The organism is Chitinophaga sp. RAB17 (genome assembly GCF_052114225.1).
Taxonomy (GTDB): Bacteria; Bacteroidota; Bacteroidia; order Chitinophagales; family Chitinophagaceae; genus Chitinophaga.
This window is the reverse complement of record NZ_JBFREI010000013.1, coordinates 75887-90849: the sequence shown is the minus strand read 5'-3', so window position 1 is coordinate 90849 and position 14963 is coordinate 75887. Positions and strand designations below refer to the sequence as shown.

Genomic DNA, 14963 nt, shown 5'->3' with positions numbered 1-14963 from the left:
TAGCGTGATGGTTTAATCTAAATACGCGCAGTTGATAAAAACGGGTGGGTCCTTTTTGAACTTTTTTTGGAAAATAAAAATATTAATTTAAATATAATATGAAAATGATTGGTGATTATGAATCGTGATAATTTAAGAAGAGCAACAGCAACACAATATACTTGTGATCTCCGTTGCGTTGTATATAGTCATTGAGTTTGATCATCGCGGCTGATAAATGTTCTTTTACAGTATTTCGGGAAATATTCAGTTCGTGTGCCACTTCCTCATAGGTTTTCCCTTCCAGTTTACAGCGGGTAACAATAGTTCTTTTTTTGGGAGATAATTTTGAAATCGCCTGTTCCAGCAAATGATATTGCTCTTCGTCTATGTTCTTACGTTCAATAGCTACCGGATCATCCTCGTCCGACTGGAAGATGTTTTTGTGAAAAGCCTGTTCCCTGAGCTTCTTCCTGACGAAGGATACGCACATATTAAAGCTGATAACAAACAACCATCCACTGACCGATTGATCTGGCTGGATATCCTGTCGTTTTTCCCATAGGCGTGCAAACACGTCCTGCAGGATATCTTCTGTTACCACTTCATCCTTCACAAACTTGAAAATATTCCGGTACACCGCCTCGTGATATTTCCAGTATAAGGTATCAAAGGCGTCTACTTCGTGGTTTTGTAACCGTACTACCAATTCAGCATCTAGTATATTCATATTTCTTCTTTTATATAAATCATATCGTGGAATACAATTTATATGGCTAGAAAAAAGCCAGGTTTCCCAAAGGCAATGGCCATCTATTCTGCTGCATAAATTAGTAACAAATATTATTATTTAATAAATAAATTCGTATTAACTATAATTATTAATTGTTATAAGCATATACAGAAGGATCAGCGTAAGTGGGAAAAGCAGCGTAGCCGCACAATGGCATTTGTATTATTAATTATGTATATGTGTATAAGGCAGAAGAAATAGTATGAATTTATACTTAAGCAGGGAATCCGGTATTGAAAGAGCACAGTTTTTAAGAAGAATAATGACATATATCCATTGATGCCGCATAACAACACCAATGGATATACGCTGAAAATTTCCGCCCTTACCGTTTTAACGGTGTTTCCCTGGCCGCCGCTGTTTTTTCCGCAGCAGGTATCTGCTTCACCACCTCATAACTATCTGCACCATTCAGTCCCGTTCCCCGTGTTATCCGCAGCGTGTACTGTTGTATCGGAGTATTCCGGGCCAGTGTTACCGTCAGATAAACGGTTTGAATGTTGGGCCCCCAGGTGACATAGCAGGTGTTGATGCCATAGCCTTCCAGACCGGTATTAGGTGGTGCAGAAATAATCTGTCCATCTCCGGTGACATTCCAGGCAACATACGTGCTGCCACTAACGGTGGGTACCAGTGAATAAATGCCAACGCTGCCGGGCGTCACAGTAGTGGGTCCTGAAATACTAACGGGTCCTACCTGGGCAACAACTTTGCTACCGCCCAAACATAACAGCAATAGCAGGGCACAAAAAAACGTGGATACCTGAGTGAGTTTAACGCTCATTTTACAATGGTTTAAGAGTGAAATACGTGGAAAAAAAATATCGTATTAAAATAACCAGAAAATCCTGAATATCCTAGTGAAGTATCGGGATAAAAAAATCCCCCGCCTGCCATTGGCAAGCGGGGGATTTCTTTATTTTATAGTTCTTTATTCGTGAAACACTGGCATGGCCGGGAAATACCATCCGTTGTAGGTCAGCGTTTTTTTCAGGGTAGTAGTGGTGGCATCATAAATCAGCACCCGGTTGATACTGCCGGTGAATGATCCATTCAGCGTAGTTACTACTAATTCATTCTTTTCCTTGTTATATGCCGCTCCTGCACCATAGAAATACTGACCCGTTGGCAGGGTGATAAATGGCGTAGTTAATGAAGCAGCGTTGCCAATTACGTAGCGGTATAATTGTGTACCACCAGCAAAACCGTTGTTACGCACAATGAAAATAGCACTGTCCTGTGTAGACGCAGTAATACCTGCATGACGCCATGCTCCCCATGGAGAAGGTACGGTAAACGGCAGTTTGATCGCAGTACGTGCCAGGGTAGACGGAACAATGCGAATCAGTGAATCTGAATTGGTCGCATATACCGCTCCATCTTTACCCGCAGCAAAAGCGAGGTTAGCAGCGCCGAACTTTTTCACTACTGCATAAGTGCTGCTATTCAGTGCTACGATACCATCTGTTTGAGATAATACAAAAACATAACTGCCAATTTTAAGCATGTCGCCGGTATAACCAGCAACCCCGCTGATTTTAGTGCCTACCACCAGAGATGGCAGTGTAATAGGATATACACCATCGCTGGCGCTCAACAGTCCGTGCGTGGCATCAACACCCAGGAAGGCATGCCCATCGTTGCCCGGTAAGGTAGTAATACGGCCGGTTTCCACCATGCTGCCACCATCTGTTACCACCAGCGGTCCACCAGCTTTCACTACGATGTACAGCTTATTGTTGAAGAAAGTCGCAAACTGCAATGTGTTGGATGACCCGCCTAATGCACCGGTTGGGTTTTCCAGGTGATACACGTCCTGCACCAAACTGTCACCACTATACGAATAGAAGTGCAGATCGCCGGTGCCATGACCGAACCATCCTTCATTGGCAATAAAGAAACCATCTGCATATTTACCGGTAATCAATGATGTTGTAACGCCGGTTTTGTTATTGGCGTCCAACTTTTGTAACTGTGATGACTGCAGTGCATCTTCTTTTTTACAGGAAGCCACCAACAAGGCAAAAGCCAGAAACAAGGAGGATAATAACTGTTTTTTCATATAATAGATATTTGGATTGATGACATACCTTTCCCTGTCCGGATACCGTATCCGGAAAAAAACAAAACTCAAAAGCCGGTGATATCACACCTGCATAATGCGCCCAGGGGTAAATAATATTTACACAATAGAATATATGCCGTTAGGCTTACATTCCTGGCCTTTCACCCGAAAGCGCTGAATGATTGATAACATCTGGCAGGTCTTCTGGCTCTCCTGCTTTTCCGGGAACCTTCCCATCTGCGGACATACAGACAGTGGTATGGAGTATCCGGAAAATCAATTCATTCAAAAATGAATGCAGGATCACAGCTACGGGGATAGCTCCGGTATTGCACCGGATTCCCTTTTAATCCGCCCGCAGGCGGAACCAATTGTGGATGCAAACGTACGTGAAGTATTAGTAAAATCCAAAATGAAAGAATGGCGCAATGCGCAGCATCACCATCGAAAAATATCAACGCATCTTTTCCAGTGTTGTCGCCGACAACATTTTATTAACCTTTTAAACACTACTTTCACAATAGTTCCAACTTAATTCCTTTATACATTGAGAACGTTTTTAAAAGTATTGTTTTGTATACTTAATCCCATGTGCGCTTTTACACAAATTACCCGTTCCGATGCCTGCATGAGGTTAGTTCCAGCGGAAAAATTTACCAGGGCAGATCTTATAAGCGCCGCTGGAAGGCAGTTACCAGACTCTTTATATGATGGTAGCAAGTTAGATAGTATAAGATGGGCACTGATGAAGGACAAGAGGAAGGCGTTTTATGACCTGGCACCTGATAATTTAAGCGCTATGCCGAATCCTGGCAGCTTTATGCAGAGCAATTATTTTCCGAAAGCATCGTACAATGGCAGACAGTATCCTCTCATCCTGATACCAGATCAGTTGATGCGGCCATCCCGCTGGGGAGGGACCGTGTACTACGGCTTATCATTCCCGGATAATACGTGGTATTTTAAATACCCGGTGAATTATTACCCGGATCGTAAGTCCGCGTATTCCCGGGCCTTATTACAAGAGTAATCTCAATTTTTTCTGCCGCCCGCAATTACCTTTTCAGCTGTTGACAGCCGGATTCGATACCTCCGACAAACATGCACTGGATGGTTGTTATGTGGTGGTGAAAAAATGATCAGCCCTTCATTTGCCACGATTTTGTTTTTGTAAAAGCCCGTAGGCCCTGATGTGATAGGGTAGCGCCGATACCGGAATGCTTTCTGCCGGCCCAGGGTAATCCTGCTGTAACCCTGTCGCAACAGTTCCAGTAGCCGGTGCCACTGTTTACCTGTGAGAGAATGGTTTCGGCTCTCTCCTGGCTGCTGGAATATACGGAAGCGGTGAGTCCGTAGTCGGTATCATTCATGAATTGTATGGCTTCTTTGTCGGTCTTTACTTTCATAATACCGATGATGGGGCCAAAGCTTTCTTCCTGCATCACCTTCATCTTGTTGTTGACATCTACGATAATGGTGGGTTCAAAGAAATTTCCATCATGCACAATACGTTTGCCACCGAGCAATACCGTCGCGCCGTTTGCTTTGGCATCTTTCACCTGTTCTTCCAGTACTTCCAGTTGTTCATACCTTGTTAAGGCACCGAAGTATACGCCTTCGTCTGTAGGTAACCCCAGCTTCCAGGAGCGTACTGCTTTTACAAAGGCTGCTACATATTCATCGTATACATTTTCGTGTACGTATATACGTTCTACTGCACAACAGCTTTGTCCGTTGTTATAAAAGGCGCCATCGGCGGTGGCTTCAGCTACCGCGGCAATGTCGGTGATGTCGTCTGCTACGTAGAGCGGATCTTTGCCGCCCAGTTCCAGCTGACAAGGCACCATTTTCTTCGCTACTTTTTCATAGATGTATTTGCCGGTTTTATAGGAGCCAGTAAAAAAGAAGCCGTCAAATCTTAAACCCAACAGATGTTCTCCTGCATACTTGCCACCGATACCTACTTTAAATGCATTTTCCTCCACGCCGGCTTTCTTGAGTAAGTTATCTATTTCAATTGCCGTCAGCGTGGCGTATTCAGAAGGTTTGTATAACACCGCATTACCTGCTAACAACGCGGGGATAAACACATTTACGCCTACGAGATAAGGATAATTCCAGGCAGAAATATTGCAGATAACGCCCAGTGGCTCGTAGGATATTTTTTCCTTGAGTGCATCGGTATTGGTGACCCATTCATCTGCCAGGTATTTTTCTGCATTCTCCAGCATCCACTGTATCCGTGTTCTGGCGCCATTGATTTCATTGCGGGACTGTTGCAATGGTTTCCCTGTTTCAGACGTAAGTATGGCAGCCAGTTTTTCAATGTTTTTTTCCAGCAACACACTAAACTTTTCAATGATTTTTATGCGGTCAGCCAGGCTCACCTTTACCCAGTATTCCTGTCCTACCCGGAGGAACATATACTTGTCTATCAACTTCGTATCCATGTCATCCCGGATAGTTTTAATAGTTGCGCCTGTAGCCGGATTTATGATTTTCATTTTTGATGGTTTCTTACTGCTTGAATAAATTGTATTTTGATTTTTTGAGAGAGGGGATTCTCCTCTTTTTCTGGCATTCTTTCCGGATGCCATTGTACGCAAAGCATAAACGCTTTGTCTGTTTTATCTTCGAACTCAATGCCTTCAATGATGTTGTCGCCGGAAGTGGCACTCACCATCAGGTTATGGCCCAGATGCTCCGGATGAATGGCCTGGTGATGTGCGCTGTTTACCTGCCCGGCTTCCACTTCTGTGATGGTATGGAGCAGCGTATCTTTCCGGATATGGACCTCGTGTATTTTATCCACATCTCCCTTTTTATGTATTTTGTTGGCCGCTTCTCCTATGTCTTCATATACTTTACCACCTTCCAGGATATTGATGTATTGCAGCCCTCTGCAAATGCCCAGTATGGGAATGCGTTGTTGTTGTGAATATTCGTAGATCACTTTTTCAAACGCATCTCTTTCCGGTAAAAAGTGAGCTGGCTGGTGCGGATAATTTTCTGCACCACCATAGTAAGATGGTAATACATCCACCCCACCTGTTAATACAAATCCATCGCAGGTGGAGATGTCTGCTACGTTGTTACGGAGGTAGGAGAGAATCACCAGTTCCAGGTCATCGCCCAGGTCAGCAGGCGTAAACCAGTTTTCATAATTGGGAGCACTGGCTTCTGTAAGACTGATCCCTATCTTTTTCTTCATGTCTATAGCGCATTTAGGTACAACTGTTTGAAGTCTTCCCTGGACACCGGTTTAGGATTATTAGGATGGGCAAAGTCGGCCAGGGCCAGGTCTGCCAGTGTTTCGATATGTGCTTCCTTCACACCAATTTCCCGGAGATGGTGAGGGATGTTGACTTCTGAATTCAGTTCAAACAGGTACTGCACCACAGCTTCGCCGGTTTCTTCTTTCAGCTCCAGTGTTCTGGCGATGCGGCGGAATTTGTCTTCAAATCCGGCAATATTAAACTGCATCCCGTATGGAATATTAACAGCATTGGCCAGTCCATGATGGGTATCCAGGAGGGAGGACAGGGGATGTGCCAGCGAATGTACCACACCCAGTCCTTTCTGAAAGGCGATGGCGCCCATCATAGAGGCCATCAGCATATTGCTCCTGCTTTCGATGTCCGGACGATTGGTGGCCTTTATCAGTGATTTGTTGATAAGATAGATACCTTCCAGCGCAATGCCATCACATAACGGATGGGGATTTTTTGCGAGGAATGCTTCCATATTATGTGTGAGTGCATCCATGCCGGTGGCTGCCGTGATAAAGGGTGGTAATTCCATCGTCAGCTCGGGATCGGCAAACACTATTTTTGCCATGAGTTTGGGCGAGAAGAGTATTTTTTTCTGGTGGGTTTCATCATCCGCAATGATGGCGCTTCTGCCTACTTCGCTGCCGGTGCCGGCGGTAGTGGGAACTGTGATGAAATGCGGAACATCATTGGTGACAAAGATGTCACCACCAATGAGGTCATCGTATTTAAAGAGATCTTCGCGGTGATTTACCCGTAACACAATGGCCCTGGCTACATCTATGGCGGCGCCGCCTCCTATACCGATGATGCTGTCGCGGTTAGTTTCATCCCATAGTTCCGTGCCTTTGTATACATCGCTCTTGACCGGGTTTTTATGAATGTCACTGAATACTTCTACCGAAAACTGATGTGCGTGCAGGTCTGCCACAATGCCTTTGAAAAAGGAGAGACTTGCTACGGTAGGATCTGTGACTATCATGGGTCGTTTGAGTCCGTTCTTTTGTAAATAGGCCGGCAGTTCTTTGATCGCGCCTGCGCCAAAACGGATGGTCGTTGGAAAATTGTATTGAAATGCCATATGCTGATGCTTAGATGATTTCGAAATATCTTTTCAATTCCCAGTCGGTGACTGCTTTAGCGTATTGTTTCCATTCCCACTCCCGCGTTGCCGTAAAATGTTCTACGAAGGAGGCTCCGAACAATTCTTTCGCCAGCGCCGACTGCTTCATTTGCTGCGTGGCAATATGAAGGTTCTGAGGTAATACACCATTTGAGGTGTCTTTGTACCCATTGCCGATAGTGGCTTCTTTTTCCAGGGTAAGGTTGTTTCTGATGCCATACAGGCCTGCAGCGAGACAAGCCGCCAAGGCCAGGTACGGATTGGTATCCGATCCTACTACTCTTGTTTCCAGGCGGGTGGCTTTTATATTGCCGGGTAATGCCCTTAGGGCCACTGTTCTGTTGTCGATACCCCAGGTGAGTGTAGTAGGTGCCCAGGCGCCTTCTACGAGGCGTTTATAGCTGTTGATAGTAGGTGCGATCATGGGGAGTATCTGCGGCAAACAGTGCAGCTGTCCGGCTATATAGCTTTTCATCAGTGCACTCATTTTGAGGGCATCTTTCTCCTCATAAAATAAATTGTGTTTACTATCCTTATCCCATAAGCTCTGGTGTACATGCCCGCTGCAGCCGGGCAGGTTTTCATTGATCTTGGCCATGAAAGTAGCCATTACTCCATGCTTATAGGCAATTTCTTTTACGGCCGTTTTAAACAGCACGGCCTGATCGGCGGCCTGTAATATGGTGGCGTATTTAATGGCTGCTTCATATACGCCTGGTCCGGTTTCGGTATGCAAACCTTCTATCGGTATGTCAAATTTTACCAGTTGTTCAAATAAGCTGCTCATGTACTCATTCTTCAACGCACTCCGTAAAATGGAGTAACCAAACATACCTGGTGTTAAAGGGGTAAGGTCCCGGAATTGCTTCTGATGCGCGGTATCTGGTGTTTCTGTAAAATTGAACCATTCAAATTCCTGCGAAAAATAAGGTACAAAACCACTTGCTGTGGCGTCTGCCATTACCTTGCGCAACAGCTGTCTCGGACAGGTATAGGTAGCGGTATTATCTTCCTGTACAAAATCTCCCAGGAAAAAAGGAACATCATTTTCCCAGGGAATTTTACGGAAGGTGCTGAGATCTATTTTTACTTGTGCATCTGGGTAGCCGGTATGCCAGCCGGTGAACTTCACATTATCATATACCACGTCGCTCATGTCCCAGCCAAAGGTCACATCGCAGAATCCGAGCCTGCTTTCTACAACAGAGGCAAACTTCTCTGCCGCTATGTATTTACCTCTCAGTACGCCATCGATATCTGTCACCGCTACTTTTACTTTACCGGAGGGGTGTTGTTTTACGTACGCTAATATTTCTGATGTAGTCATGTATTGGCGGGTTTAAATATTTTGTACAACAAAAAGGCGATGGCCAATATGGAAAAATAGATGCCCCCCAGCAATGGATTGTAGAGGAACATGGCAATGATGGATACGGTGGCAATGACCAGCGATATCACCGGGAATGCCGGGTAGAAAGCCACTTTGAATGGCCTTGGTAATGCTGGCTCCCGTTTTCTCAATATGATAATTGACACCATAGAAATGATATAAAGCGTGAGTGCGCCAAAAACCGACACGATAATGATCTCGGCCGTTTTACCGGAAAGTAACGCTAAAATACCAATTACCATGTTACCAATCAACGCATTGGCGGGGGTATGAAAACGGGGCGATATTTTGCCCAGCAAAGATGGCAAATTATGCACCCTGCCCATTTCATAGGTAGATCGTCCCGCTGCCAGGATAAGTCCGTGAAAGGAGGCCACCAGCCCGAATAAGCCTACCGTAATCAGCAGGTGATACATGAGGTGGTTGGCGCCGGTTATTTTGGCGAGCGCCAATGGCAGGGGCGAGTCGGAGGTTTCTCCGCTGATACCGTTTTTATATACGATGGCTTCCCAGCCGGCAATACCGGTGGCCGCCACAAATATGAGTATACATAATATGGCAAGGGTGAGGATGGCCCATCCAAAACCTTTGCTGATATCCCGCTGCGGATTTTTTGTTTCTTCGGCTACGTTGGCAATGCCTTCGATGCCCAGGAAAAACCAGATGGCAAAAGGGATAGCAGCAAAGGCGCCGCCCCACCCGTTCGGGAAGGCGTTGCTGGTAAGATTCGTTACCTGGAATTTTGGTAGCGACAGTCCCGAAAAAAGCAGTAACTCTCCTACGGCAAAAATGGTGACAATCACTTCAAACGAAGCAGCTGCTTTTACACCATATACATTTAATGCGGTAAACACAAAATAGATGGCAATAGCACTGACTAATACGGGGACCTGTGGAAAAAAAGCATTGAAGTAGGCGCCGATGGCAAAGGCAATGGCGGGAGGCGCCAATATAAATTCAACTACCTGGGCGATGCCCGCAATAAAGCCGACATTTTTGCCCATGGCCCTGTTGGCATAATCAAATACGCCGCCTGCTTTTGGGATCGCGCAGGCCAGTTCTGCATAACTGAATGTAAAGGTTACATACATCACCATGATCACAAGGGTGGCAATGGCCATACCTCCGGTGCCACCTTTTTCAAGTCCAAGATTCCAACCAAAGTACATACCTGAAATAACATACCCTACTCCAAGCCCCCACAGCATAAAGGGAGTCAGTGTTTTCTTTAAGCCCTTGTTTTGTGTCATTAGAAAGATCTCGATTGTGTGTACCGTAATATAACATAAAATAAAATATTATTTCAGTAAGTATTTTGATGGAGAATTTTAAGATAGGGTCGTCTATCTTTAGGCGCATACCCACACATTACAACATGAAACTGATTGCAAACGGGCGCATATGGATTGAAACGGAACAGGGCCCTTTTCTGGGCTATGGCAGAATTGAGTTGCTGGAAAAAATCAGCGAACTGGGTTCATTGAGAAAGGCGGCAACAGCCATGAAGATTTCCTACCGGCAAGCCTGGGATTTTGTAGATCAGATGAATAAGCGGACCAGCCAACCGCTGGTGATATTTGAAAGAGGAGGAAAAAATGGGGGAGGCGCTTTGCTGACAAAGGAAGGAGAGCAGGCCATCCGGTTATTTCATGAACTGAACCAGGCTTTCCAGGAGTTCCTGGCCACCGCAGTGGCCAGGATGAATAAATAATTTCCGCATAGCCATCGCTTTATTTTGCAAATCGTACAGTCATGGTCGTTACCTCCCAGATCCAGCGGGCAGGTTTCTTTTCACCGGGCACCACTATACGAAAAGGCCCTTTCCCTGCAGGGAGCGGGTTGCCATCCATTTTATCTGCCAATATAATCACCCGGTTAGCAAATGTGCTGTCCAGTTCCGGCAGGGAAAACAATACTTCATATCCATCGCCGGATTTTACCAGCAGGTACTTGGACATATTTTCACCGCGTAATTGTGGCCCTAATGTAACACCCGCCTGTTGCAGGATTTCATATACCGGCACACCGGAGTAATGATGCGCTTTCCCATCCCGGTCTGCTGCCACCACTTCTACTTTTTTCATCGCGCTGATATCTGCTGCACTCAGCTTTAAAGGATGTGTTACTTCCCCTTCTACGGAAATAGACTGTGCCCGTACCATAGCAGAAAGAAGCATAGCGGTTACAAAAAAAGCGACGTGTTTACAGGTCATGCTGATTAATTAAAAGGATTTGAAAATTGTGGATTGCTGATAAATGCAGAATCTGTCAGCAGGTGTAAAAAGGCAATGATATCTTTCTTTTCACTATTACTAAGCTGAAGGGAATTGCCGCCAATAGCGTTGGAGGTATTACGCAGCACCGGACTCAGGGAAGGGCTGCTGATAATATGCTCACTGTAATGATCCAGTACCTGTTCCAGCGTTTGAAAACGCCCATCGTGCATATAAGGCGCGGTCAAGGCGATGTTGCGAAGGGTAGGTACCCGGAACCGGCCCCTGTCTGCAGCCAGGCCAGTCAGCTTTTCTCTGCCGGCATCCGGTGGGAGGCTATCCAGCCCGTTGTTATGAAACAGCTCCATATATAGCTTCGGGCTACCATGACAGTGCCCGCAGTTGGCGCCCCGGATATTTCTTTCCGGCACGGGAGCAGACATAAATAGTTGCATCCCTCTCATGGCAGCAGCATCCGGTTGATATTTCCCTTCCAGGTAACGGTCGTATGGAGCGTTAGCTGATATCAGCGTTCTTTCGAATTGCGACAGGGCTTTTACGATCTGATCACCGGTGAGGCTGTCCACACCAAAGGCGGCCCGGAAAAGGGCCGGATATCCCTTCGTATGACGTAATTTTTTGACCGATTGCTCCAGCGATTGTCCCATTTCATGGGGAGCCGTCAGCGGCGTCACAGCCTGTTGCTCCAGACTGCCCGCCCTGCCATCCCAGAAAAAGTTCCGTACCCATAACAGGTTGGCCAGCGACATGGCACTGCGGTCCGTCCGGATACTATCCACACCGGTGCTGAAAGCCTTACCATCTGTAAAGGCCAACTTTTGCTGGTGACAACTGCCACAGGAAATTTTATTGCCGGCAGAAAGTTGTGTTTCATAAAACAACTGCCGTCCTAAATAAACGCCTTCACGGGTAAGCGGATTATCTGCCGGGATATTTGTTCTGTTGCCGAAATAAGCCGGGTACACGGGAGTATATGGCGCTGTTACAAAAGCCATCCTGCTGCCCAGGAAAGGAAGGGCAGCAAGTCCCAGTAAAATAAGTAGCCAGCGCATATTCATCTCCCTAAAAATAGGAATAATTGAAAAGCACCCTGGCAAAATAATTTCTTCCCTGCTCAGGATAACCTTCTGTGAGCATATAATTTTTATCAAAAATATTGTTCACCCCACCCTGCACTTTCAACCAGTTGGTTACTTTTATCAATGCACTGCCATGCAACAGGAAAAAGCCCGGTGCAGTGGTGCCGTAGCTGCTGCTGTAGCGGTCGGAATCATACTCCCCGTTCAATAAAAAGCCGAAGCGGGAAATATTGTACTGCAGCCAGCCTATCGCTTTGTGCTCCGGTACATCTGTAAAATGAATGTTTGGGTTATCAACGTTTTTCCGTTTGATATAGGTATAATTCAATCCAGTAATAAAATCAGCCGATACATTCCAGGTGATAGCTGCTTCTGCACTATAGTACACCGCTTTACCCTTGTTCTGCGATTGTGATAACCATTGACGCTTTGTCGTATCATACATCACATTATTCACATTCTGAATCACGTTTTGAATGCGGTTGTAAAATATCGAACCATCCAGGCTCACATTTTTAATCCGCGTATCGGTATACTGCAAAGCAAAATTTAACGTGTTTTCCGGTTGCAGATCAGGATTGGGTATTGCGGTGCCCAACTTATACGAATAGCGGTCTTTGATGGTGGCAAAACGTGTCATCCGATCTACCGAAAAGGTGAGCATACGCCCGGTGATAAAGGCATACATTAACTTCGCCTGTGCATTTACGGCGTGGCTGTTATTGGAAGGGAAGTCGGTAATCGTTTTCGTCTGACTGTTATAATTTTGTGCTTCCAGGCTTTGACGATAGTTAAAAGCTGCACCGCCCTGCAAAGTCCAGTGTTGATCAAAGGTATGTTGGTCGGTGATGCCGGCAGAAAAATTATTATCAGCCACTTTTCTTTCCGGTTCACCTTCGTTGTGTTCCCGGTGCACATCCTGCTTAAAATGCACCGCTGCTTTTAAGTTGTTGGCAGCAGATAACACCTGCCCGTATTCAATATTGCCACCAAACGTATAGTCGTTGTAGTAGCTGCTGAAAGCATAGGGTTTCTTCTGTGTGCTGTAAGTTGCATCATCAAAACTTTTTAGCAGGTTCACAAAGCGATCATAGAACAACCTTGTTTTGAGGTTGCTCTTTGCACTCAGACTGCTATTGGAAAGGAAGTAAATACTTTCTTTATTCCATTTGGGCCATTGCCAGTAACGCGGGCTTTTGTACTGTGAATTCAGTGTATCCGTTCCCGTATATACCGGCGATCCCTTGGATCCTTCCTGATGAGAGTAGCCGATGGCCAGTTCATTTTTTTCATTGGGGGTAAAGCCTAGTTTGAATCCATACCGCCAGTCGTTATTATACGAGTTATCTCTTTTATTGCCATCTTCTGTTTTGGAAGATTTGAAATCATTGGAGAGGTTATAATAATCACGCTGATAGCGGGACAGGTCGCCCTGCAGGTAGAATTTTTTCATGCGGCTGCCAATGTTGATGGCTTCTTCGTGCCCACCAGTCAGCCATCCGGCAGAAGCATTTATTTCCAGTGCATGTACCGGTTTTTGGGAGATGAGATTAATAACGCCCCCCATGGTATTGGGACCATATAATACGGAGGCGCCTCCTTTTTCCACTACTATCTTAGAGAGATTAAAAGTGGTAAACCTGGCCAGGTCTACATAACCGTCATAAGGTACGTATACCGGCACGCCATCAATAAAGACGGGTGTTTGACGGAGATCAAATCCCCTCACGTAAATCATGGATTCATTACGGGGTCCTACGTTGGACTGACTGATGCCGGGCAGGAGATTTAATGTGGTGGCTACATTCAGGCGGTGGAACTGCCGGATTTGCTCCATGCTGATCGTGCAGGCAGAATCATGCCGGCTGCCATAGGCCACCACTTCACCCAGGGAAAATACTTTGCTGCTGTCCTGTTTAGACTGTGCGCCGACTTGTGTAATACCGCCTATCAGGATAATGGCGGTCATCAATGCTTTTTGCATGTACCTGCTTTGGCGTTATTCATTTTTTTGAATAACGATGAAAAAATGCTTTCCGCTACTGCTATTACATGAACACGGGGACCAGAAAGGGAAGCTTGAAAAAAATGAAGTGTCAGGGTGTATGATAGGAATTGGGTACAATGATAGGGAGAAAATGGGGAAAAGTCAATGATGTGGAATTATTAAACGGCAACTATCCGGAATTACCGGATAGTTGCCATCGCTATTTATTGCTCATGCGCTCACCGGCTCACCAAAGCGGGCGGCCTGTAAGCGGTCAAATTCTTTTACATAATCAGGATGCTCCGTACCCATAGTCCGGTCCCATACCCGGAAGTAAAGACCATAGTTGCCCCTGAACTTTTTATGATGCAGGTTGTGGTGTACGGAAGTATTGAATACCTCAAATGCCCAGGAATGGCGGAACCAACGGGGCATGATTTCATAACCCAGATGTCCATATACATTAATGACAAAGCCGCTGATCGTAAACAACAATATAGATAAGGGATGTAATGGCATCAGGCAGGCAATCACCACCAGCACACCACCTTCGATAATAGCTTCGGCAAAATGAAAACTATAAGACGTCCAGGGAGAAGGATTGGTACTTTCATGATGCACCACATGCGTCAGTTTAAACAGTTTTTTATGATGCATGATCCGATGCATCCAGTAGAAATAGGTATCATGTACAATAAGACTCAACACCACGCTCACGCCTATATACCACAGCGGGAAATCTGACAGCTGACTATAAATCATGGTATACTGTCGCAGCGGTGTAAATAACAATACAATCGTAATGATGGTAAATACCAGGGTGCTTTGCATGGAGTACCATATTTCCCGGAGAAAATCCTTTTTGGAAGCCAGTTTCTGCTGTATCTTAAAACGGTTAAGTTTGGTGGGCATCAACAGGTAAAATAATACGAAGGGGATGCCTGCCAGTGCAAAATACCTGAGCGCGGAAAAGACGAAAATCTTACCTGCAGCCGTTACTATCGGGTCCATAAGCCATGAGTTTTATGTCCCAAAATTAGCGCA

14 protein-coding genes and 1 riboswitch are annotated in these 14963 nt (G+C 45.6%); of the genes, 2 read left to right on the top strand and 12 right to left on the bottom strand.

Annotation, left to right across the window (positions count from 1 at the left end; genetic code table 11):
* Window positions 1-115 precede the first annotated feature (115 nt).
* The 3 genes from AB4Z08_RS30375 to AB4Z08_RS30365 form a co-directional block, all read right to left on the bottom strand.
* On the bottom strand, window positions 116-709 hold the full coding sequence (locus AB4Z08_RS30375) for an RNA polymerase sigma factor (protein WP_441577552.1): 594 nt from the start codon (window positions 707-709) through the stop codon (window positions 116-118).
* 388 nt (window positions 710-1097) lie between these two features.
* Window positions 1098-1556 (bottom strand): hypothetical protein, encoded by a 459-nt coding sequence (locus AB4Z08_RS30370; RefSeq protein WP_441577551.1) that lies wholly within the window; start codon window positions 1554-1556, stop codon window positions 1098-1100.
* A 147-nt stretch (window positions 1557-1703) separates the two neighbouring features.
* Complete coding sequence (locus AB4Z08_RS30365; RefSeq protein WP_441577550.1) at window positions 1704-2834, bottom strand: DUF5074 domain-containing protein; 1131 nt, start codon at window positions 2832-2834, stop codon at window positions 1704-1706.
* A gap of 180 nt (window positions 2835-3014) precedes the next feature.
* Window positions 3015-3224, bottom strand: a riboswitch (cobalamin riboswitch).
* A 358-nt stretch (window positions 3225-3582) separates the two neighbouring features.
* Here AB4Z08_RS30365 and AB4Z08_RS30360 point away from each other — a divergent pair.
* Window positions 3583-3867, top strand: coding sequence for a hypothetical protein (locus tag AB4Z08_RS30360; RefSeq protein ID WP_441577549.1), 285 nt, complete (start codon window positions 3583-3585; stop codon window positions 3865-3867).
* A 109-nt stretch (window positions 3868-3976) separates the two neighbouring features.
* Here AB4Z08_RS30360 and AB4Z08_RS30355 read toward each other — a convergent pair whose 3' ends face one another.
* From AB4Z08_RS30355 to eat, 5 genes are read right to left on the bottom strand one after another with little or no spacing between them, the layout of a single operon-like run.
* Window positions 3977-5341 (bottom strand): aldehyde dehydrogenase family protein, encoded by a 1365-nt coding sequence (locus AB4Z08_RS30355; protein ID WP_441577548.1) that lies wholly within the window; start codon window positions 5339-5341, stop codon window positions 3977-3979.
* Entirely contained in the window at window positions 5338-6048 is a 711-nt protein-coding gene (locus tag AB4Z08_RS30350; protein ID WP_441577547.1) for a gamma-glutamyl-gamma-aminobutyrate hydrolase family protein, read from the bottom strand. Before AB4Z08_RS30350 ends, AB4Z08_RS30355 begins: the two co-directional genes overlap by 4 nt.
* Before the next feature lie 2 nt (window positions 6049-6050).
* On the bottom strand, window positions 6051-7187 hold the full coding sequence (locus tag AB4Z08_RS30345) for an iron-containing alcohol dehydrogenase (RefSeq protein ID WP_441577546.1): 1137 nt from the start codon (window positions 7185-7187) through the stop codon (window positions 6051-6053).
* A 10-nt stretch (window positions 7188-7197) separates the two neighbouring features.
* Window positions 7198-8556, bottom strand: coding sequence for a glutamine synthetase family protein (locus AB4Z08_RS30340; protein ID WP_441577545.1), 1359 nt, complete (start codon window positions 8554-8556; stop codon window positions 7198-7200).
* Entirely contained in the window at window positions 8553-9869 is a 1317-nt protein-coding gene (gene eat, locus AB4Z08_RS30335; RefSeq protein WP_441577544.1) for an ethanolamine permease, read from the bottom strand. The genes AB4Z08_RS30340 and eat overlap by 4 nt, the downstream gene beginning before the upstream one ends.
* A 125-nt stretch (window positions 9870-9994) precedes the next feature.
* On the opposite strand from eat, the gene AB4Z08_RS30330 reads away from it, so the two are divergent.
* A complete protein-coding gene (locus tag AB4Z08_RS30330) occupies window positions 9995-10330 on the top strand; it encodes a winged helix-turn-helix domain-containing protein (RefSeq protein ID WP_441577543.1) in 336 nt (111 codons plus the stop codon).
* Window positions 10331-10349: 19 nt separating this feature from the next.
* Here AB4Z08_RS30330 and AB4Z08_RS30325 read toward each other — a convergent pair whose 3' ends face one another.
* From AB4Z08_RS30325 to AB4Z08_RS30310, 4 genes are all read right to left on the bottom strand, one after another.
* The gene (locus tag AB4Z08_RS30325) at window positions 10350-10832 is read right to left on the bottom strand and encodes a molybdopterin-dependent oxidoreductase (protein ID WP_441577542.1); all 483 of its coding nucleotides are present in this window, start codon (window positions 10830-10832) and stop codon (window positions 10350-10352) included.
* A gap of 5 nt (window positions 10833-10837) precedes the next feature.
* Window positions 10838-11911 (bottom strand): cytochrome-c peroxidase, encoded by a 1074-nt coding sequence (locus AB4Z08_RS30320; protein WP_441577541.1) that lies wholly within the window; start codon window positions 11909-11911, stop codon window positions 10838-10840.
* 4 nt (window positions 11912-11915) lie between these two features.
* A complete protein-coding gene (locus AB4Z08_RS30315) occupies window positions 11916-13916 on the bottom strand; it encodes a TonB-dependent receptor plug domain-containing protein (RefSeq protein WP_441577540.1) in 2001 nt (666 codons plus the stop codon).
* A 234-nt stretch (window positions 13917-14150) separates the two neighbouring features.
* The gene (locus AB4Z08_RS30310; protein WP_441577539.1) at window positions 14151-14930 is read right to left on the bottom strand and encodes a sterol desaturase family protein; all 780 of its coding nucleotides are present in this window, start codon (window positions 14928-14930) and stop codon (window positions 14151-14153) included.
* Window positions 14931-14963 lie beyond the last annotated feature (33 nt).

What these genes read in the sequence shown, in the direction of transcription:
- AB4Z08_RS30375 (WP_441577552.1), bottom strand. Translation starts at nt 709, where the DNA reads ATGAATATACTAGATGCTGAATTGGTAGTACGGTTACAAAACCACGAA.
- AB4Z08_RS30370 (WP_441577551.1), bottom strand. Translation starts at nt 1,556, where the DNA reads ATGAGCGTTAAACTCACTCAGGTATCCACGTTTTTTTGTGCCCTGCTA.
- AB4Z08_RS30365 (WP_441577550.1), bottom strand. Translation starts at nt 2,834, where the DNA reads ATGAAAAAACAGTTATTATCCTCCTTGTTTCTGGCTTTTGCCTTGTTG.
- AB4Z08_RS30360 (WP_441577549.1), top strand. Translation starts at nt 3,583, where the DNA reads ATGAAGGACAAGAGGAAGGCGTTTTATGACCTGGCACCTGATAATTTA.
- AB4Z08_RS30355 (WP_441577548.1), bottom strand. Translation starts at nt 5,341, where the DNA reads ATGAAAATCATAAATCCGGCTACAGGCGCAACTATTAAAACTATCCGG.
- AB4Z08_RS30350 (WP_441577547.1), bottom strand. Translation starts at nt 6,048, where the DNA reads ATGAAGAAAAAGATAGGGATCAGTCTTACAGAAGCCAGTGCTCCCAAT.
- AB4Z08_RS30345 (WP_441577546.1), bottom strand. Translation starts at nt 7,187, where the DNA reads ATGGCATTTCAATACAATTTTCCAACGACCATCCGTTTTGGCGCAGGC.
- AB4Z08_RS30340 (WP_441577545.1), bottom strand. Translation starts at nt 8,556, where the DNA reads ATGACTACATCAGAAATATTAGCGTACGTAAAACAACACCCCTCCGGT.
- eat (WP_441577544.1), bottom strand. Translation starts at nt 9,869, where the DNA reads ATGACACAAAACAAGGGCTTAAAGAAAACACTGACTCCCTTTATGCTG.
- AB4Z08_RS30330 (WP_441577543.1), top strand. Translation starts at nt 9,995, where the DNA reads ATGAAACTGATTGCAAACGGGCGCATATGGATTGAAACGGAACAGGGC.
- AB4Z08_RS30325 (WP_441577542.1), bottom strand. Translation starts at nt 10,832, where the DNA reads ATGACCTGTAAACACGTCGCTTTTTTTGTAACCGCTATGCTTCTTTCT.
- AB4Z08_RS30320 (WP_441577541.1), bottom strand. Translation starts at nt 11,911, where the DNA reads ATGAATATGCGCTGGCTACTTATTTTACTGGGACTTGCTGCCCTTCCT.
- AB4Z08_RS30315 (WP_441577540.1), bottom strand. Translation starts at nt 13,916, where the DNA reads ATGCAAAAAGCATTGATGACCGCCATTATCCTGATAGGCGGTATTACA.
- AB4Z08_RS30310 (WP_441577539.1), bottom strand. Translation starts at nt 14,930, where the DNA reads ATGGACCCGATAGTAACGGCTGCAGGTAAGATTTTCGTCTTTTCCGCG.